Source organism: Dinoroseobacter shibae DFL 12 = DSM 16493, from assembly GCF_000018145.1.
GTDB classification, from domain to species: domain Bacteria; phylum Pseudomonadota; class Alphaproteobacteria; order Rhodobacterales; family Rhodobacteraceae; genus Dinoroseobacter; species Dinoroseobacter shibae.
Genome location: NC_009952.1, coordinates 504,791 through 518,039 on the forward strand (window position 1 = coordinate 504,791; position 13,249 = coordinate 518,039).

13 protein-coding genes are annotated in these 13,249 nt (G+C 62.2%); 7 read left to right on the forward strand and 6 right to left on the reverse strand.

Annotation, left to right across the window (positions count from 1 at the left end; all coding sequences use genetic code 11):
- Positions 1 to 39 precede the first annotated feature (39 nt).
- From mtnK to DSHI_RS02660, 6 genes are all read left to right on the forward strand, one after another.
- A complete protein-coding gene (gene mtnK / locus DSHI_RS02635; RefSeq protein ID WP_012177198.1) occupies positions 40 to 1,299 on the forward strand; it encodes an S-methyl-5-thioribose kinase in 1,260 nt (419 codons plus the stop codon).
- On the forward strand, positions 1,296 to 2,399 hold the full coding sequence (gene mtnA, locus DSHI_RS02640; RefSeq protein ID WP_012177199.1) for an S-methyl-5-thioribose-1-phosphate isomerase: 1,104 nt from the start codon (positions 1,296 to 1,298) through the stop codon (positions 2,397 to 2,399). The genes mtnK and mtnA overlap by 4 nt, the downstream gene beginning before the upstream one ends.
- Positions 2,400 to 2,462: 63 nt before the next feature.
- The gene (locus DSHI_RS02645) at positions 2,463 to 3,416 is read left to right on the forward strand and encodes a sugar-binding transcriptional regulator (RefSeq protein ID WP_245533040.1); all 954 of its coding nucleotides are present in this window, start codon (positions 2,463 to 2,465) and stop codon (positions 3,414 to 3,416) included.
- Complete coding sequence (locus tag DSHI_RS02650; protein WP_012177201.1) at positions 3,413 to 4,108, forward strand: class II aldolase/adducin family protein; 696 nt, start codon at positions 3,413 to 3,415, stop codon at positions 4,106 to 4,108. The genes DSHI_RS02645 and DSHI_RS02650 overlap by 4 nt, the downstream gene beginning before the upstream one ends.
- Positions 4,105 to 5,184, forward strand: a complete 1,080-nt coding sequence (locus DSHI_RS02655; RefSeq protein ID WP_012177202.1) for an aldo/keto reductase — start codon at positions 4,105 to 4,107, stop codon at positions 5,182 to 5,184. Before DSHI_RS02650 ends, DSHI_RS02655 begins: the two co-directional genes overlap by 4 nt.
- A gap of 83 nt (positions 5,185 to 5,267) precedes the next feature.
- Positions 5,268 to 5,819 (forward strand): AAA family ATPase, encoded by a 552-nt coding sequence (locus DSHI_RS02660; protein WP_012177203.1) that lies wholly within the window; start codon positions 5,268 to 5,270, stop codon positions 5,817 to 5,819.
- A gap of 27 nt (positions 5,820 to 5,846) precedes the next feature.
- Here DSHI_RS02660 and DSHI_RS02665 read toward each other — a convergent pair whose 3' ends face one another.
- The 6 genes from DSHI_RS02665 to DSHI_RS02690 all read right to left on the reverse strand — a co-directional run bounded on the left by DSHI_RS02665 (position 5,847) and on the right by DSHI_RS02690 (position 12,051).
- Positions 5,847 to 6,446 (reverse strand): dihydroxyacetone kinase subunit L, encoded by a 600-nt coding sequence (locus tag DSHI_RS02665; RefSeq protein WP_012177204.1) that lies wholly within the window; start codon positions 6,444 to 6,446, stop codon positions 5,847 to 5,849.
- Positions 6,443 to 7,444 carry a dihydroxyacetone kinase subunit DhaK gene (locus DSHI_RS02670; protein ID WP_012177205.1) on the reverse strand — a complete coding sequence of 334 codons (1,002 nt, stop codon included), beginning with the start codon at positions 7,442 to 7,444 and terminating at the stop codon, positions 6,443 to 6,445. The genes DSHI_RS02665 and DSHI_RS02670 overlap by 4 nt, the downstream gene beginning before the upstream one ends.
- Before the next feature lie 30 nt (positions 7,445 to 7,474).
- Positions 7,475 to 8,479 (reverse strand): ABC transporter permease, encoded by a 1,005-nt coding sequence (locus tag DSHI_RS02675; protein WP_012177206.1) that lies wholly within the window; start codon positions 8,477 to 8,479, stop codon positions 7,475 to 7,477.
- Between the two features lie 13 nt (positions 8,480 to 8,492).
- Entirely contained in the window at positions 8,493 to 9,494 is a 1,002-nt protein-coding gene (locus tag DSHI_RS02680) for an ABC transporter permease (protein ID WP_012177207.1), read from the reverse strand.
- Positions 9,491 to 10,987: a sugar ABC transporter ATP-binding protein gene (locus tag DSHI_RS02685; RefSeq protein WP_012177208.1), complete on the reverse strand. Its 1,497-nt coding sequence runs from the start codon at positions 10,985 to 10,987 to the stop codon at positions 9,491 to 9,493. Before DSHI_RS02685 ends, DSHI_RS02680 begins: the two co-directional genes overlap by 4 nt.
- A 74-nt stretch (positions 10,988 to 11,061) precedes the next feature.
- Complete coding sequence (locus DSHI_RS02690) at positions 11,062 to 12,051, reverse strand: autoinducer 2 ABC transporter substrate-binding protein (RefSeq protein ID WP_012177209.1); 990 nt, start codon at positions 12,049 to 12,051, stop codon at positions 11,062 to 11,064.
- A 223-nt stretch (positions 12,052 to 12,274) separates the two neighbouring features.
- On the opposite strand from DSHI_RS02690, the gene DSHI_RS02695 reads away from it, so the two are divergent.
- Entirely contained in the window at positions 12,275 to 13,249 is a 975-nt protein-coding gene (locus tag DSHI_RS02695; protein WP_012177210.1) for a sugar-binding transcriptional regulator, read from the forward strand.

A 13,249-nucleotide genomic window follows, 5' to 3' on the forward strand; every position in this document is an offset into this window, starting at 1 on the left:
ACTCGACAGCGCGTCAGAGCAACCGAGGGGAGGCCGCCTATGGGCGCAGGCACGGCGTATGAAGCTTTAACCGTGGAGACACTGCCAGAGCGGCTCCGGGGCGTCTCGGCGCTCGCGTCCCGTGTGGGAAATGATCCGGGGGCTTGGCAGGTGGAAGAGGTCGGAGATGGCAATCTCAACCTCGTTTTCATCGTCAGTGGCCCCAGCGGAAAAGTGATCGTCAAGCAGGCGCTGCCCTATGTCCGTCTGGTTGGGGACAGTTGGCCGTTGCCTCTCTATCGCGCTTATTTCGAGTATCACGCGCTGACGCGGCAGGCCGCACGCGACCCGGGCGCGGTGCCGACGGTGTACCATTTCGACGAGGCGCAGGCGCTGATCATCATGGAATACCTGTCCCCCCATGTGATCTTGCGGCGCAAGCTGATCGCCGGGGAGCATGTCGCGGGGCTGGCCGCGTTTCTGGGCCGGTTTTGTGCCCGAACAGCGTTTCGTGGATCCGAGCTGTCGATGCCGAGCCCCGAAAAGAAGGCTGATGTCGCCCTGTTTGCAGGGAATGTGGAGATCCCAGCCATCACAGAGGCTCTGGTCTTTACCGACCCGTATTTCGATGCCGAGATGAACAGTCACACTGAAGGACTTGAACCGGTCATCGCCAGGTTGCGCGCCGATGTCGGCTTGAAGGTCAAGGTGCAGCAAGCGCTGCAACGCTTCGTGTCGAACACCGAAACGATGGTCCATGGCGACCTGCATTCCGGCTCGATCATGTCCACCGACAGCGATAGCCGCGTGATTGACCCGGAGTTTGTACAATACGGGCCGCTCGGCTTCGATATCGGGATGCTCTGCGCCAACTTCCTGATGGCCTATTTCAGCCAGCCCGCCCATCGCGGTGAAGACCTTGCGACCTATCAAGAGTGGATCCTCAGCGTGATTGCGGACACCTGTTCCGTCTTTGAAGCCGAGTTCCGCGATCTGTGGCGCAGCGAGCGGACAGGCATACTCTATCCCCAAACCTTGTTCGAGGATCAGGGGCAGGACAGCACTCCGGCCTGTGATGCCGTTTTGGCAGAGATTTGGCGCGATGCCTGGGCGGTGTGCGGGATCGAGATGCATCGACGGTGCCTCTCGCTGGCGCATAATGCCGATTTCGAGGACATCGCGGATGTGCGGGTGCGCGCACCGCTGGAGGCGCGCAATCTGCTGATGGGGGCCGAGTTGATCCATTCGGCCGCAACGCTTGCCGATGCAAAGGCCGTCTGCGCCCTTGCGCGGGACTTCAATAGAAAGGACGTCCTATGAAAATCGACGGCACACACTACCGTTCCTTGTGGTGGAACCACGAACAAAACGTTCTCGAAATTATCGACCAACGCTGGTTGCCCCATGACTTTCGCGTCGTTCCGGTCGCCACGATGCAGGATTTCGCGGATGCGATCTACCAGATGCGCGTGCGCGGTGCGCCCCTGATAGGGGCTACGGCGGCTTACGGCATGGCGCTAGCCATGGCCGAGGACCCCTCGGATGCGAATATGGATGCGGCTTGGAGCTTTCTGGAGAAAACCCGCCCTACGGCGATCAACCTGCGCTGGGCGCTGGATCGTTGCCGCGCTGCGCTGCGTCCATTGCCCCAAGCTGATCGGGCCGCTGCCGCCCTGACGCTGGCCCATGACATCGCGGACGAAGATGTCGAAATCAATCGCCGGATCGGGGAGCACGGGCTTGCCCTGATCCGCGAAATCGCCGCCTGCAAGCCCGAAGGCGAACCGGTGCGATTGCTCACCCATTGCAACGCCGGCTGGCTGGCCACGGTGGATTGGGGCACTGCGACCAGTCCCATGTATCACGCCCATGATGCGGGTGTCCCCTTGCAGGTCTGGGTCGATGAGACACGCCCCCGCAACCAAGGGGCGCTGACCGCATGGGAGCTGGGCAAACACGGCGTGCCGCACACCTACATCACCGACAACGCGGGCGGTCACCTGATGCAGCACGGCCTCGTGGACATGGTGATAACCGGCACCGACCGTACCACCCGCCAGGGCGACGTGTGCAACAAGATCGGCACTTACCTCAAGGCGCTGGCGGCGCGGGATAACGGCGTGCCGTTCTATGTGGCGCTGCCCTCGCCGACGATCGACTGGACTGTCAGGGACGGCGTGGCCGAGATCCCGATCGAAGAACGCGACGCCTTCGAGGTGACCCACGTGCAAGGTATCACCGGGACCGGTGAGATCGGCATGGTGCAGGTCACACCCGACGGTACAAGTGGCGGTAACCCGGCCTTCGACGTGACGCCGAACCGGCTGGTTACGGGGCTCATTACCGAACGTGGTGTGTGCAACGCATCCGCAGAGGGATTGGCGAGTCTGTTCCCCGAGTTCTCCAAGGCAGCCGAATAGCTCGTGCCCCTTTCGGTCAGTCCTCTCGGCAAGCTGAAAGGCGGCGCTGCGGACCCGATGCGAATGGCATCGCGTGACGACGCCCTGTTTGTCGAAGCGGCATGGCTCTACTACCATGACGGGTTGAACCAGACCGAAATTGCCGAACGTATGCGGATCAGCCGCGCATCGGTGGTGAACTACCTTAATGAAGCCCGCACGAGGGGCTGGGTGCGGGTGCATCTCGACAGCGATGTTTTCCGAGGGCACCGCCTGGCGGCAGAGCTTTGTGCGCTCTTTGGGCTGACCGATGCCTTGGTTGTGCCGGACGATCCGCTCGATCCCGAAGGAGCCGCGGCCAGCGTCGCACGGGTGACCCGGACCGCGGCGGACTGGCTGCCACGTTTGCTGGAGCCGGGCGACCGTTTGGGGGTGTCCTGGGGGGCGACCATTTATCAGATGGCGCAGCAGGTGCCTAACGCCCCGGTACCCGATCTGAGGGTCATTCAACTTCTGGGGTCACGTCCCGCGGCACTCGGATTTGCCGCCGAGGCTTGCACGGCGATGTTGGCGCAACGTCTGGGGGGGGAATGCATCAACTTGCATGTGCCCCTCGTACTCTCGAACAAAGCGCTGCGCGATGCTTTGTGCGACGAGCCGGTGGTCCGGGAACAGCTGGAGGCGCTGGCGAGTTGCAACAAGACGGTGCTGGCTTGTGGGACCTGTGATGCCGACGCGCATGTGGTGCGGAGCGGTATCGTGACCTCGGACAGTATCTCGGACTACCGCGCCAAAGGCGCAGTTGGCGTGATCTGCGGACGCCTGATCGACGTTAAGGGACAACCGGTGGTGGCCGAGGTCGAGGACCGCATGATCGGAGTGACTCTTGATCAGATGCGAGGCAAGGACATGGCGCTTTTGGTTGCCGCAGGACCGGGGCGCGCAGCTCCGGCAAAGGCCGCAATCAAGGGGGGATTTGTCACCCATCTGGTAACCAGCAAGCGCATCGCAGAAGACCTGTTGGAGACGGCACCATGACACCTGCAACCCCGCTGCCAGATACGACCGCCACGCGGCAGGCGCTGATCGATGCTTGCCTCTGGATGAACGCACGACATCTCAACCAGGGGACGTCAGGCAATATTTCGGCGCGTATCGCCAGCGGTATCCTGATCACCCCGTCGGGTGTGCCCTATGAATACCTGACACCCGACGCTTTGGTCACGATCCCGCTGGACGGATTGCCCGACAGCAACGGTGCGCAACCATCATCTGAATGGCCGTTTCATCAGGGAATGCACCAGGCGCGCCCGGACATGCCGGTGGTGCTGCATGCGCATCCGCCCTATTGCAGCGTCCTTGCAGTGCAGCGCCGATCGATCCCGGCCTGCCACTACATGATCGCAGCCTTCGGCGGCAATGATGTGCCCCTTGCCGATTACGCACTTTTCGGCAGCCCTGAACTGTGCGCAAACATGGCACGCATCATGGCCGACCGTCATGGGTGCCTAATGGCCAATCACGGCGCGACGGTCCTAGGCGAAACCGTCGACAAGGCTCGCTGGCGGCTGGAAGAGCTCGAGACACTGGCACGCACCTACCTGTTCAGCAGCATAGGGGGCGCGCCGCATATCCTGTCGGATGCCGAGATTGCTGAAGTCATGGTGGCTTTCTCAAGTTACGGGCCACGTCATCCCGAAGAGCGGAACGGGGAGGGAGAGAGATCATGAAATATCGAACGCTGGGTCGGAGCGGTCTGAAGATTTCGGTCATTACTATGGGGACCTTCACTTTCGGCGGGCGCGGTGATTTCGGCCGCACGGCCAGCCAGGATGTAGCCGACGCGCGACGCCTCGTAGACAGTTGCATCGACCACGGCGTCAACCTGTTCGACACGGCGAACATGTACTCCACCGGGCTGTCCGAAGAGATCCTCGGCGAGGTTTTGGAAGGCCGATATGACGATATCCTCGTGACCTCCAAGGCGCGTATGCCCATCGGCGATGGTCCGAACGACGAAGGTGTCTCGCGCTGGCACCTGATCCGGGAATGCGAGCGTTCCCTCAAGCGGCTGCGCACCGACCATATCGACATCTACTACATGCACGAATGGGATGGTCTGACCCCTGTCGAGGAAAAGATGGAGGCCCTCGATACCCTGATCCGGCACGGCAAGATCCGCTATGCAGGCTGTTCCAACTATTCGGCCTGGCATGTGATGAAATCGCTGGCCGCTGCGCCGCGCCATTCCAGCCGCTTCGTCACTCAGCAAATTCACTACACGATCGAGGCGCGCGAAGCGGAATACGAGCTTCTGCCCCTGTCGGTCGACCAAGGGCTGGGGGTTCTGGTCTGGTCGCCTCTGGCGGCCGGGCTGTTGTCGGGCAAACACCGTCGCGGGAGGCAGGCGCCCGAAGGCTCGCGGCAGGCCGAGGGCTGGAACGAGCCTCCGATCCGCGACATGGAAAGGCTCTGGAGCATCGTCGATGTGTTGGTTGAGATCGCCGAGGCCCATCAGGTCGAGGCAGCCCAGATCGCCCTGGCCTGGTTGCTGACCCGGCCTGCGGTAGCGTCCCTGGTCGTCGGCGGGCGGACGGTCGATCAGTTCGAGCGCAACTTCCGCGCGGTCGATGTCGTCCTGTCTGAGGATGAATTGAAGCGTCTTAACGATGTCAGTCGCCTTCCGCTGGTCTATCCGTACTGGCACCAGCACAACTTCGCCCGCCCGCGGTTCAGCCCCGCCGACCAGGCGTTGCATGCCGATTACCCGGACCGCCATTATGGCGGCGAAGACCCATTGGTCTGAGTGGCGAAGGCCTTGTGTGAACCCGTTTCGCCACGGCGCGCTCCTTGGGCGGGTGTTGCCAAGAGAGGGCTGGGGATGACACGTTGAGCCGCAGGTTTATCTTGCTGACCGGGTGCTCTGGTGGTGGAAAATCAACACTCCTGCAATCGCTGAGCGCCAAGGGTTTCGCCACCGTGGAAGAACCGGGTCGACGCATCGTCGCAGATGAAATTGCCAAGGGTGGCACTGCTTTGCCTTGGTTGGACATGGGGGCGTTCGCGCGGCGCGCCGTCGAGATGGCGCAATCGGATCTGCAACGGGCTACGGAGCATGAGGGTCTTGTATTCTTCGACCGGGGCATCTTCGACGCCGCGGTCGCGTTGGAGCATTCGGGCGGCCCGTCCATCCGGGAGACACTGGGTGCGGCCCGTGCCTATGCGGGCCGTGTTTTCGTGGTGCCGCCGTGGGAAGAGATCTTTGGCCAAGACGCCGAGCGCCGGCACCATTTCAACGCGGCGGTGCAGGAGTATCATCGTATAACGGACGCTCTGGACGCGTTGGGATACGATGGACGGGTCTTGCCGCGCGTGTCTGTGCGCGACCGGGTCGAGATGGTTCTGCAAGGCTGCACCGGGCGGTCGGCGAGATCGCCCTGATGCCCTGAGCGCCAGGCGCCCTAGCGCCTATTTGTCCACGGCGGCCCTGACCACCGACTGCATCGCCAGCATCCCGGGATCGTCCAGCCCGATACTCTTTTCGCCGAAAATGCGGGCGCGGCCGACCGTGGCGGGTTTGTCGCGAAAATCCTCCAGCGCGCGGTCCACGGCCTCGGCTGCTGCGCTGGCCTTGTCATCGGCCTTGTCTGTCGTGCGGGCGACGTAGTCGAGGCTGTCGAGAACCGTCTTGCCGCCAAGCTCTGCCTTGCCCCGTTCCTGCATCTTGTCGCGCGCACCTGCGATGAGACCGGGAATACTCTCCGATTCAATCTCCTGCTGACCCCGCAGTTCCTTTGCGGCGCTCATCAGCCCTGTTGCCATGAGCGTGCCGTAGGACGACCCCGAGGACTTGGTGAACGCCTGGGCGCATCCCAGCAGGGCCATGCCGATATCCTCGGGCAGATCGTCCTTCATCGCCACGATCGCGCGCATGCCACGTGTCATGGTGACCCCCAGATCACCATCACCAAGGGCCGCATCGGCACTGTTGAGTAGGTCGAAATCCCGCTCCATCGCGGCTGCGATGCGGTCAATGGCGCCCAGAAGTGTATCGCGGGTGATCGTCATCCAACCCTCCAGAACGCGCAGTCGCACGGTGCCAGAAGCAACTTCTCAAGTTCGTCATCCAGCTTGCACAGGGTGAAGGACACGCCCGCCATTTCCATCGACGTGGCGTAGCGCCCGACCAGCGGCATGACGATGCGTGCGCCCGCAGCTTCGAGCCGGGCCTTTACCCTGCGGTAGAGGATGTAGAGTTCTTCGGGCGGTGTCGCTCCGAGGGAGTTCACCATCACGGACACGCGGTCGCCATTGCCAATTGGCATATCGGCGAGAAGCCTGTCCATCATCTCTTCGGCGATCTGATCGGCGGTCTGCAGCTTGCCGCGCCAGACGCCGGGTTCGCCATGAATGCCCATGCCCATTTCCATTTCGTCTTCGGCGATCTCGAAGGTGGGTTTGCCCGCTTGTGGCACCGTGCAGGGGGACAGCGCCGCACCGATGGAGCGGCAGGCATCCGCGGCTTTCTGGGCCACCGCGGTAACGCCATCCAGGTCACGGCCTTCCTCGGCGGCGGCCCCGGCGATCTTGAAGGCGTAGACCATGCCCGCGACACCGCGGCGTTTTTCGGCTTCTGCTGGCGGGGCAGAGGCCACGTCATCGGCCAATAGCACCGTGGTGCAGGTGATGTCGTCGAACTCCACCAGCTCTCCGGCCATATCGAAGTTCATTACATCGCCGCCGTAGTTGCCATATAGGCGTAGCACGCCAGCACCGCTGTCGGCCACGCGGATCGCATCGGCCATCTGTTCGGCTGAGGGCGAGGCGAAGACATCCCCGATCGCGCAGGCGTCGAGCAATCCTTCGCCCACATAGCCGGTAAAGACCGGCAGGTGGCCGGACCCACCGCCGGTCACGATCCCGACCTTGCCGTCCTTGCCCGGGTTGGCGCGGGCCACGACCTTGCCGGTATCGCCGTGCAGGCGGTAGTATTCCGGATGCGCGGCGATCAGCCCCGCCAGCATCTCGTCGACATAGTCTTCCGGCTTGTTAAGTATCTTTTTCATCATGTCCTCCTCCCGCTCTGGACGGATGGTTTATTTTGGTGGCTTCAGGCTACTGCGCAGGGCGGTCACGGCATGGGTGTTGATCACCATGACGAGGATTAGCAGCGCGCCCCAGATCAACTCGCGTGCGAAATTTGACACCCCAAGCATGTTCAGGCCGCTGGACAGGAACTGCATAGACAGCACCGCCAACACCACGCCAATGACGCGACCATAGCCACCATAGGGGTTCACCCCGCCCAGCACGGCGATCAGAACCGCCAGCAGCAGGTAGGAAGACCCGTAATCGGCCTTCGCTGAATTGGCACGGCTCATTATGATGAGCCCGGCAACCGACGCGAACATCCCGGCGATCACGTAGACCTTGAGCAGCATGCGGTTGATGTCGATGGCGGCATAAAGCGCCGCGAGCGGATTGGCCCCGTACATCGTCACGCGCAATCCGAAGGCGGTGCGGGTCAGGACCAGGTGCAGCAGGAACGCCAGAACCGCAAACAGGATGAGAGGGACAGGCACACCCGCCAAGGTCGCGTTTCCGATCAAGGCGACCGTGTCGGGAAAGCCCATGACTGCGCTGCCACCGGTCATCGCAATGGCAAAACCGGTAAACACAAGACCGGATCCCAGGGTGGCGAGAATGGGCGGAAGGCCGAAGAATGCCACCAGCGATCCGTTGATCAAACCGGCAATCGCCCCGATGCACAGCGCTGCGGTGATCGCGATTGCGAGCCAGATCGCGGATTGCGCGGCGGGCATTTCGGCATTCGAAAAATGGGTGAGGATCAGTGCGGCGACAACCGCCGACAGGTTGGCGATGCCCACCACCGAGAGGTCGATCCCGCCGGTCATCATGGCGATGGTCATGGCCAGTGCGAGGATCGCGAACTCGGGAAACTGAAACGCCATCGAGGTCAGGTTCTGAGATGACAGAAAGCGATCCGGCGACAGGACTGACATCAAGCCGAAGACAAAAACCATGATGATCAGCAACCGGAACTCCGGGCTGGCGGTGAAGTCTTTCACAGATGTGTTCATTGGCAGGAAAACCTCATCCAGCTTGTGCCGCCGCCCGCTTGGCACGATAGGCAGGAACGCCCGTTCCGAGCAGGATCAGGATGCCGATCGTGACTGATTGCCATGTGGTCGGGATGCCGATGACGATCAGGCTGTTCTGCACGATCACGATCAACGCGACGCCGAGCATCGTGCCCGTGAGCGTGCCGTACCCGCCGATCAGGCGCGCACCGCCCAGAACCACGGCCGCGATGACCGACAACTCGAGCCCGACCAGGGAGAATGGATCGGCCATGCGCCCCACGGAGCCGTGAATAATCCCGGCCAGACCGGCCAGGGCCCCGACATAGACATAGACGAAAAACTGGGTCCACTTGACGTTAATGCCGATGCGCCTTGCGCTTTCGACCGAGCCGCCGATGGCATAGATCGACCGCCCCAGCATGGTTTTTTTGAGAATGAACCAGGTCAGCACGATCACAAACAGCAGCGCCAGCGCCGCCCAGGGGATCGAATAGAAATTCCCCGCCTCGGTGGTGCCTCTCGCGATCACGCCGCGTGAAAAATCACGCATCGACGGGGGCAGGTCCGAGATCCGCTGTGATCCGATGAAGGTCAGCAGAAAGCCGCGAAAGATCGACAGGGTGCCCAGTGTCACGATCAGCGTGGGAAGACCCAGAAAGGCAATGAAGAATCCGTTGATCGCCCCTAATGCAGCGCCGAACACAACTGAAATCACGAAGATCACGGGCCAGGGTATCTCGGGCCAGATGGTAAGCGACAACACGGTTGACGAGTACATCGCGAACACGGCGATGGCGGTAAAGCTAACGTCGATCCCACCGGACACCAGCACCAGCATCGCGCCGACGGCGAGGATCCCGATTACAATGGAAGCGCGCAGCAGGTCGGAAACGGTGGTGATGGTCAGAAATCGTGGGTCCGAAACGGTCGCGACAAAGCAGAACAGCATGATCACACCGGCCACCAGCGTTTCGTTGCGGGTCCAGAAATCCTTGGGGAGCCAATCGGTCATGAGGCAAGCCTGTGGGCAAGGTCGTCTTCGGTAAGCGCCGTGCCTTCGAGGGCGTCGATGATGCGGCCCTCCCGCATCACGAGGACCCGGTGACAGGTGGCCAGAAGCTCGGGCAAGTCGTCTGAGATCACGATAACTCCGATGCCTTCCCGCGCGAGCTCGCGGATGATGTCGTGAATGTCTGCCTTCGAGCCCACATCGACACCAACACTAGGCCCGTTCAGGATGAGCACCCTTGGTGCCCGCGACAACCACCGAGCGAGGGCAACGCGCTGCTGGTTGCCACCAGAGAGGGACTGAACCGGGGCCTCGACATCCGGGGCCTTGACCTTGAGCCGGCGCAGCCAGTCGGAGGCTTCCTTTGCAAGCCCCGTCATGTCGAGAAAACCGCCGCTCGTATGCGCATCGAGCCGCCCGACCGCGACGTTGCGCAGAATGGACTGGCTCAGAAACAAGCCCTCGGTCAGGCGGTCTTCGGGCACATAGCCGATCCGGGCCAGCGACGCGGCCTGCGGATCGCCAAGGGGCACAGGGCTGCCGTCGACCAGGATGCTGCCTGCGTCCGGGGTGACCAGACCGAAGAGTGCCTTGGCAACCGAAGTGCGACCACAGCCCAGAAGCCCTGTGATCCCCAGCACTTCTCCGGTTCTGAGATCGAAACTGATATCGGAAAAGGAGCCCGCCTTGCCAAGTCCCTGCACCTGCATGAGCGTTTGCGCGCCTGCGGCGACGTCGCTGGGCGGCACCTCGGGTACGTCACGGCCGGTCATATGATAGGTCAGGGATTGAGTGTCGAACTCCGAGGCCGGGCCTTCCGCAACCTTCTTGCCATTGCGCAGAACCACAACCTTTTCGGAAACCTCCAGCACCTCTGCCAGCTTGTGGCTGACAAAGATCACCGCGACGCCTTCCTCCTTGAGCATCCGGATGATCCCCTGAAGGCGCCGGACCTCCTTCTCGGTGAGCGCGGTGGTGGGCTCATCCATGATGATCAACTGCGCCTTGGATGCCAACGCGCGGCAGATCGCGACCAGTTGCTTCTGCGCCACCGGCAGTGTTTCGACCCGTGCGTCGAGGTCGATCTGAACGCCGATCCGGTCCAGCGCGGCGCGGGCGATGTCGCGCACCGCGCGGAACTTGAACAGGCGCTGGCGAGTCGAAAGCTGCGTGGTGAATGCGATGTTCTCGGCCACGCTCAGGTTGGGGAACAAAGAGAAATCCTGAAAGATCACCATCACGCCCGCCGCCGCTGAAATCCGCGGGTTGAGGGTGACATGCTCTTGGCCAGCAATTTGAACGGTGCCTGCGGTCGCAGGCTCGACGCCCGAGATTATCTTGATCAGGGTCGATTTGCCGGAGCCGTTTTCACCTGCAAGGCAGACCGCCTCGCCGGGCTGCACGGTGAAGTCGACCGAGTCGAGCGCCGTCACACCCGCGTAGCGCTTGGTGATCGCACGCAGATCGATGAACGCGGTGTCATGGTCTGAAGACATGAACAACCAACTTGCTTTGAGGGCATTCGCAAGGATGAGGGCGGCGCATTCGCCGCCCCGTTTTGGTCAGGGGATCAGAACGGGTATTCGCTCATGTTTTCCGCATCGACATTTACCCATGCCTGGCCGTAGATGACCTTGCCATCGAGCGAAACGCTCTCATAGCCCGGCAGTCCAAGGTCCATGCCGTCGGTGACTTCCTCGCCGTTCATCACCATCACCGCGAGCTTGTTCATGGCCTCGCCTGCAACCGCCGGATCCCAGAAGCCGATGCCGTCCACCGCGCCGGTTTCAAGATACTGACCGGCGATGGAGGGCAGGGAGGTGCCGAAAACGCAGGTGGCGTCTTCCATGCCGCGCTCTTCGATGGCGCGCCCGATGCCCGCGACATCCGTCGAAGCAGAGCCTTGCATGCCCTTGATGTTCGGAAACGCGCGCAGGACCTCCTGCGTCTTGGTGTAGGCCTGCTCGGCGTCGTCGAAGGTCTCGTTCTTGTCGCCGACCAGCGTCATGTTCGGATAGTTAGCCTCTTGGTAGGCGATGGCACCATCTACCCACTGGTTGTGCGTCTGGGAGGTCAGCGATCCGACGAACACCGCGTATTCGCCCTCGCCGCCCATGCAGGTGGCAAGCTGTTCCATCAGGTTCGCGCCGAAGTCTTCGTTGACGAATGCCTCAAGGTCATAGGTCGTGTTCTGCTGGGCCGCCGCCTCGTGAGTGATGACGGTTATGCCTGCTTCCATCGCGCGGCCCAGGACCGGCTCAAGTGCTTCGGGGGACATCGGCACGACGGCAAGCGCGTCGACGCCCTGGGCAATCATGTCCTCGATCAGCGCGACCTGCTGCTGCGGATCTGCTTGGGCGGGGCCGACCTGAAACGCGTTCATGCCCGTTTCCTCGGCAAACTTCTTGACGCCTTCTTCCATGCGGTTGAACCACTGGATGCCGGCAATCTTGACCACGGTTGCGATATCCTTGGAGTGGCCGTCTGCCACCGCCTGTGTCGCAAAAAGTGCCGACGACGCCATTGCCACGCTGGCCAGAAGTGTGAATTTGGTCTTCATCTAATCCTCCCTGTGCCCGCATTTGCGGGTCCTTGACCGAGGCTGCGGGGGTGCCGTCAGCCCAGGCAAAAAGTCGATTTGAACGTCCGCCTTACCATACACAGCAGCAGTGCTGGACGCCAATTCAACACTTGTGCATTGACTGCACGTTTGTGACTATATAAGCACGAAAGCCTCGGTCAAGCCATTTTGCTGCAAGAAGCTGGGAGGCCCCGGACGCGCCATGTTGATGCAGAAACGCCAGGCAGATGATGACATCGCACAGGCGGCTTGGTTGTATTATGTGGGCAATCTGAGCCAACAGGAGGTCAGCAAGCGGCTGGGGGTTTCCCGGTTCAAGGTGCTGCGCATGCTTGCGGATGCGCGCGACCAGGGGCTGGTGCGAGTCGCGGTCGAGCATCGCACATCACGGGCCTTGTCGCTGGCCGACAGACTGGTCACGGCCTTCGGGCTGCAAGAGGTGCAGGTGGCGCCGATCGGCGCAGATAGCGGCGACGAGGTCTTGTCGCGCAACGCTGTTGCCATCCTGGCCAGCGGGTACCTTTCCCGAATTGCCGCGTCCGACAGTCAGGCCACCATCGGTTTGGGCTGGGGGCGGACCCTGTCTGCCATGGCGGACAATCTGACCGGCGTGCGCCATCCGGGCCTGACATTCGTGTCGCTGATGGGGTCGGTGACTTACGCCTCGCACACCGCACCGGGCGACGTCTGCGTGCGACTGGCCGCCCAGACCGGCGGTCGCGCGATCCTGATGCCAGCGCCGTTCGTGACCGACAGTGCAGATGCCTGCGCTGGCATCATGTCACAGCGTCTGGTCCGCGAAGCGATGAGTGTCGCCCGCAAGGCCGACCATGCTTTGATGAGCGTCGGAGAATGCCGCGAGGGCGCGATCCTGTTCGACAGCGATATCTTCACCCCGGCGCAGATCCAGCAATTGCGCGATGCCGATGTCGTCGGGGATTGCTGCGGCGTTTTCTACAAGGCCGATGGCTCCGTGGCCGATATCGAATTGAACCGCTGCACGCCATGTGTGCAACCGCAGGACATGGGCGCGATGGACACGGTTCTGCTGGCCGGTGGCGCGGGCAAGCTGACGGCAACCCTTGCAGTGCTGCGGGCCGGCTTCGTGAAGAAACTGCTGATCGATGAGGGGCTCGCCACCAAGTTGGTCACAGCAAGTGAGCATGTGGGGGTGTAA

Excerpts from the sequence above, each read along its gene's own strand:
- mtnK (WP_012177198.1), top strand. The coding sequence starts at position 40 with ATGGGCGCAGGCACGGCGTATGAAGCTTTAACCGTGGAGACACTGCCA.
- mtnA (WP_012177199.1), top strand. The coding sequence starts at position 1,296 with ATGAAAATCGACGGCACACACTACCGTTCCTTGTGGTGGAACCACGAA.
- DSHI_RS02645 (WP_245533040.1), top strand. The coding sequence starts at position 2,463 with ATGGCATCGCGTGACGACGCCCTGTTTGTCGAAGCGGCATGGCTCTAC.
- DSHI_RS02650 (WP_012177201.1), top strand. The coding sequence starts at position 3,413 with ATGACACCTGCAACCCCGCTGCCAGATACGACCGCCACGCGGCAGGCG.
- DSHI_RS02655 (WP_012177202.1), top strand. The coding sequence starts at position 4,105 with ATGAAATATCGAACGCTGGGTCGGAGCGGTCTGAAGATTTCGGTCATT.
- DSHI_RS02665 (WP_012177204.1), bottom strand. The coding sequence starts at position 6,446 with ATGACGATCACCCGCGATACACTTCTGGGCGCCATTGACCGCATCGCA.
- DSHI_RS02670 (WP_012177205.1), bottom strand. The coding sequence starts at position 7,444 with ATGAAAAAGATACTTAACAAGCCGGAAGACTATGTCGACGAGATGCTG.
- DSHI_RS02675 (WP_012177206.1), bottom strand. The coding sequence starts at position 8,479 with ATGAACACATCTGTGAAAGACTTCACCGCCAGCCCGGAGTTCCGGTTG.
- DSHI_RS02680 (WP_012177207.1), bottom strand. The coding sequence starts at position 9,494 with ATGACCGATTGGCTCCCCAAGGATTTCTGGACCCGCAACGAAACGCTG.
- DSHI_RS02685 (WP_012177208.1), bottom strand. The coding sequence starts at position 10,987 with ATGTCTTCAGACCATGACACCGCGTTCATCGATCTGCGTGCGATCACC.
- DSHI_RS02690 (WP_012177209.1), bottom strand. The coding sequence starts at position 12,051 with ATGAAGACCAAATTCACACTTCTGGCCAGCGTGGCAATGGCGTCGTCG.
- DSHI_RS02695 (WP_012177210.1), top strand. The coding sequence starts at position 12,275 with ATGTTGATGCAGAAACGCCAGGCAGATGATGACATCGCACAGGCGGCT.